The following is a 4,820-nucleotide window of genomic DNA, read 5'->3' as shown; positions in this document are numbered from 1 at the left end:
CGTGCGGGGCGATGCCGGGCGGGCCCGGACCTCCGGGCCGATGTCGTGCGGGCCCGGACCTCGGGAGTCGACCCGCCGCACGAGCGCCCGGCGCGGCACGGGCGCAACAGCCGTTCGGCCCGGACAACGAGCATCTCGACGAACGGCAACGCCATGACGATTGGCCTGCCTACTGCTTGCGGTGAGCGATCTCCACTCCGGTCGGGTCGTTCAGTCGGTGGGTCAGGTCGGTGAAGGCTGCGTGGACCGCTTGCGGGTTGTCGATCCAAGGGAAATGGGCGGCGCCTTCGATTCGGCGGTGCAGGATGTTCGGGCGGGTGAAGGCGGGTTCCTCCTGCCACAGGTGCTGGGTGACCACATGGTCCTGGGCTCCGCCGACGATCAGGGTCGGCACGGTACGTGGGGCCCAGCGCGCCCGGTAGATGTCGTCGAAGTGTGCGTCGGCCCAGGCCACCGCGTCGTGGTTGTACGCCGCGCCCTCCAGGAGGGCGCGGCCCCGGGGCACAGCCTGCTCGCCGAAGTTCCAGGGTGTGGCGGCCAACGTCAGGGCGCGCAGGTTCCGGTCGTCGGGGCGCTCGGCGTAGCGCGCGGCGGCGGTGTCGACGGCGGGGATCGGGTGGTCCTGGGTGTACTGGGCGAATGCGGTCCGCCAGCCGGCGTGTGGGGCGCTGCCGATCAGGGCCAAACCCGCCAGCTGTTCTTCGAGTTCGGGTACGGAGAGCATGAACATGCCTCCGGTCGAGTGGCCGACCATGACCACGTCGTCCAAGGCCTGCGCGGCTTCCACCAGGACGTCCGGCCAGTGGGCATAGGGGTCGGAGACGTTGGGCAGGTCGCGGTTGGAACCGTCGCCGGGCAGGTCGACCAGCCAGGCCGACCCCGGGACCCGGACCACCTCCACCAGGCTCTCCAGCGACTGCGAGCCCAATCCCGGCCCGCCGGGAACGAACAGCCAGTTCCACCGCTCGGCACCGGAGGCGGCCAAGCGCAGTCTCACTCCCGACCGCGTCCACCGTTCCTGTCGCTGTACTCCCACGGCGCTCTCCTTCTCGGGTGTGCGTGCCTGCCGGGCCGTGGGGCGACGGTAGTGCGCGGATACGCCGAAGGCAGCTTGATTTTCGACCACGCGAACGCCGGCATGGAGTGCCACCGCGTCGATGCCCATGGCGTGTTCGTGGTCGGGTTCGCCTCCACCGAGCCGCTCGGATCCCCTCTGCCGCTGCGGGTCCGCCTGGGGCTCTCAGCGGTGTGCGTGGATGCTGCCGGGGTCGGCAGCGGAAGGCGGCGGCTGTTTCGTGTCGGTGTGGCTAGATGATCAGGGACAGCAGGAGGACGAAACCGCCTGCGGTTGCCGAGATCAGGGTTTCCATGGCGGACCAGGTTTTGAGGGTTTGGCCGACCGTCATGCCGAAGTATTCCTTGACCAGCCAAAAGCCCGCGTCGTTGACGTGGCTGAAGAAGAGGGAGCCGGCGCCGACCGCGAGGACCAGCAGGGCCGTGTGGGTGTCGGTCATGTCGGCGGCCAGTGGGGCGACCAGGCCGGCGGCCGAGATGGTGGCGACCGTCGCGGATCCCGTGGCCAAGCGGATCAGGACGGCGATCAGCCACGCGAGGAGGAGCGGGGAGACCGACCAACTGTCGGAGACGTCGAGGATCATCCGGCCGACGCCGACGTCGATCAGGGTCTGCTTGAAGCCTCCGCCCGCGCCGACGATCAGCAGGATGCCGGCGATCGGGAGCAGCGACTTCTCGACCGTGCCGGCCAGTCGGTCCCGGGTGAAGCCGGCCGCGCGGCCGAGCGTGAACATGGCCACGATCACGGCGCTGAGCAGTGCGATCAGCGGTGAGCCGACCACGTCGGCGACGCGTTGGACGTGGTCCTCGGGGTCGTCCACGACGATGTCGACCAGAGCCTTGCCGAGCATCAGCACGACCGGGAGCATGATCGTCGCCACCGTGACACCGAAGCTCGGGCGACGCTCCAGGTCGTCCGAGGGGCGTTCGGGGGTCAGCGTGGTGGGCGGGGCGATGTCCACCCAGCGCGCCGCATAGCGGGAGAAGACCGGGCCGGCGATCACCAGCGTGGGGATCGCGACGACGACGCCGAGGGCGAGCGTGATGCCCAGGTCGGCGTGGATCGAGTCGATCGCGGCGAGTGGGCCGGGGTGCGGCGGGACGAGGCCGTGCATGACGGACAGGCCCGCGAGCGCCGGGATGCCGACGCGCATGAGCGAGTGGTTGCCACGCTTGGCGACCAACAGTACGACGGGGATCAGCAGAACCACGCCGACCTCGAAGAACAGCGGCAGCCCGATGATGCCCGCGATCAGCGCCATCGCCCACGGCATGGTGCGATTGCTCGCCTTGGCGAGGATCGTGTCGACGATCTGGTCCGCGCCGCCGGAGTCGGCGAGCAGCTTGCCCAGGATCGCCCCGAGCGCGATCAGGACGCCGACGCCGGCGACGGTGCTGCCGAGGCCGCTCGTGAAGCTCGCGATCGCCTTGTCGAGAGGGGCCGCCGCGACCGCGCCCAGCACGAGCGAGCCGATGGTCAGCGACAGGAACGCGTGCAGCTTGAAGCTGCCGATGAGAACGACGATGACGCCGATGCCGACCAGAACGGCGAGACCCAGCTGGGCGTGACCCGCCGAGGTGATCGGCTCGGCGGGGGCGGCCGCCAGGATGTGCGCGCCGACGGGGGGCATCATGCGGTCCTCTGCTTGTCGTCCGGGCGTCGCAGCCGCGCGGCGGCCTGCTCGATGATGGTCTCCGGGCCCGGGGCGATGTCGAGCACGATGCCCCGCTCGTCCGGGTCGAGCGGTTCGAGGGTGGCGAGTTGGGAGTCGAGCAGGGTTTCCGGCATGAAGTGACCCTGCCGCCGGCGCAACCGGTCGGCGATCAGGGCGCGATCGCCGACGAGGTGGAGCAGGACGATGCCGGGCGCGGCCCGCGACAGCCGATCGCGGTAGGCGCGCTTGAGCGCGGAGCAGCTGACCACGCCTCCGCTGTCGGCGTGATCGTGCGCCCACGCGCCGATGGCGTCGAGCCACGGCGCGCGGTCGTCGTCGTCCAGCGGGATACCGGCGGACATCTTGGCGATGTTGGCCGGCGGGTGAAAGTCGTCGGCCTCCGCGTACGGGACGGACAACCGGTCGGCCAGGAGTCGGCCGACCGTGGATTTGCCCGTTCCGGACACACCCATGACCACCACGACGTGGGGGGTGTTCATCGATACCTCGCTCGCTGTCTTCTGCTGCGTCCAACGCCCTGCGTCCTGCGTTTGCCTTTGTCTCTGCGTCTGCGTCGGGTGCTGCGGACGGGCTTTCGGGCTGGCACGGCATCGCCACGGAGACGACGCCATCCCACACCCAAGCTCATAGGTATGACTTAATCAAGACCTCACACTATAAAAGTCATACTTAATTGCGGGTGCCGGGTGGTCCCCGGTCTCGCTCTCGGTCGCGCCTTTCGATCACCGGATGGCCGCCTCCTCGCCCGCCCGATCGCCTCCCGGCCCCCTCCGGTCCACCGCGACCGCCCACTAGGCTGGGCGGATGGAGATCGCGGGGCGGGGGTTGCACAATCGGGTGCTGGAGTCGCTCGGGCCTGCCATCACCGCCGGCGCCTACCCCGCCGGCACCGTTTTGCGCACCGACGAGCTGGAAGAACGCTTCGAGGTGTCGCGCACCGTGATCCGCGAGGCGATCCGGGTCCTGGAGTCGATGCACCTCGTCGAGTCCCGCCGCCGGGTGGGCGTGACGGTGCTCGCCCCGTGCGCATGGAACGTCTTCGACCCGCAGGTGATCCGTTGGCGACTGGCCGGCGCGGATCGGCCGCATCAGCTGCGTTCGCTCACCGTGTTGCGCTCGGCGATCGAACCGGCCGCGGCCGGACTCGCCGCGACCAACGCCACCCCGGAGCAGTGCGCCGAACTCACCGAGCACGCCCTCGGCATGGTCGCCACGTCACGCGGCCGACAGTTGGACGCGTATCTCGTCCACGACATCGCCTTCCACCGGGTGATCCTCGCCGCCTCGGGCAACGAGATGTTCGCCCGGCTGCGCGACGTGGTGGCGGAGGTCCTCACCGGACGCACCCGCCACCGGGTGATGTACCCCGACCCCGACCCGGCCGCCGTGACACTGCACGTGCGCGTGGCGGAAGCGGTACGCGAGGGCGACGCGGCCCGCGCGGAGCAGCTGACCCGGGAGATCACCATGGGCGCGATGGCCGAGTTGGACGTCCTGGCCCCGTAGCCGGCGACGCCCGCGACCACGAACTGCAAACCGCCGCTCGCCACGCGATGAGTTTGCCGCGCGGGATCGGTCTGTACTGGTGAGCAACATCCACCACGCACCGGGAGGCAACAGATGACCGCCGACGGATTCACCACGTGCCTGTGGCTCGACGGCCGCGCCGAGGAAGCCGCGAACCACTACGTGTCCATCTTCGAGAACTCCGCGATCGGCAACGTCGGCCGCTACAACGACGCCGGCCCCGGCCCCACCGGCGAGGTGATGGTGGTCGAATTCACGGCCAACGGGCAAAAGTTCGTCGCGCTCAACGGCGGACCGCAATTCACCTTCAACGAGTCGGTGTCGTTCCAGATCCGCTGCGCCGACCAGGCCGAGGTCGACTACTACTGGAGCAAACTCGTCGAGGGCGGCGAGGAAAGCCAGTGCGGCTGGCTCAAGGACAAGTTCGGTCTGTCCTGGCAGGTCGTCCCCACCGAACTCCTGGACATGGTCTCCGACTCGGACCCGGACCGGGCGGCCCGAGCCACCGCGGCGATGCTCACGATGGTCAAATTCGACATCGCC

The 4,820-nt window shown here is 69.6% G+C and carries 5 protein-coding genes; 2 read left to right on the top strand and 3 right to left on the bottom strand.

The window, feature by feature from the left end; translation table 11 throughout:
- Positions 1–169: 169 nt before the first annotated feature.
- The 3 genes from GT354_RS15090 to GT354_RS15080 all read right to left on the bottom strand — a co-directional run bounded on the left by GT354_RS15090 (position 170) and on the right by GT354_RS15080 (position 3,229).
- Positions 170–1,036, bottom strand: a complete 867-nt coding sequence (locus tag GT354_RS15090) for an alpha/beta hydrolase (RefSeq protein ID WP_202511921.1) — start codon at positions 1,034–1,036, stop codon at positions 170–172.
- Positions 1,037–1,307: 271 nt separating this feature from the next.
- On the bottom strand, positions 1,308–2,705 hold the full coding sequence (locus GT354_RS15085; RefSeq protein WP_161356828.1) for a gluconate:H+ symporter: 1,398 nt from the start codon (positions 2,703–2,705) through the stop codon (positions 1,308–1,310).
- Positions 2,705–3,229: a gluconokinase gene (locus GT354_RS15080; RefSeq protein ID WP_161356826.1), complete on the bottom strand. Its 525-nt coding sequence runs from the start codon at positions 3,227–3,229 to the stop codon at positions 2,705–2,707. Before GT354_RS15080 ends, GT354_RS15085 begins: the two co-directional genes overlap by 1 nt.
- A gap of 325 nt (positions 3,230–3,554) precedes the next feature.
- Here GT354_RS15080 and GT354_RS15075 point away from each other — a divergent pair, with 325 nt between their 5' ends.
- Both GT354_RS15075 and GT354_RS15070 read left to right on the top strand, forming a co-directional pair.
- The gene (locus tag GT354_RS15075) at positions 3,555–4,256 is read left to right on the top strand and encodes an FCD domain-containing protein (RefSeq protein WP_161356825.1); all 702 of its coding nucleotides are present in this window, start codon (positions 3,555–3,557) and stop codon (positions 4,254–4,256) included.
- Positions 4,257–4,370: 114 nt separating this feature from the next.
- Positions 4,371–4,820, top strand: a 450-nt coding sequence (locus tag GT354_RS15070; protein ID WP_161356824.1) for a VOC family protein, incomplete at its 3' end; no start/stop codon positions are given.

The sequence above is a fragment of the Streptomyces sp. SID3343 genome (genome assembly GCF_009865215.1).
GTDB lineage: Bacteria > Actinomycetota > Actinomycetes > Streptomycetales > Streptomycetaceae > Embleya.
This window is presented reverse-complemented; position numbering and strand designations above follow the sequence as displayed.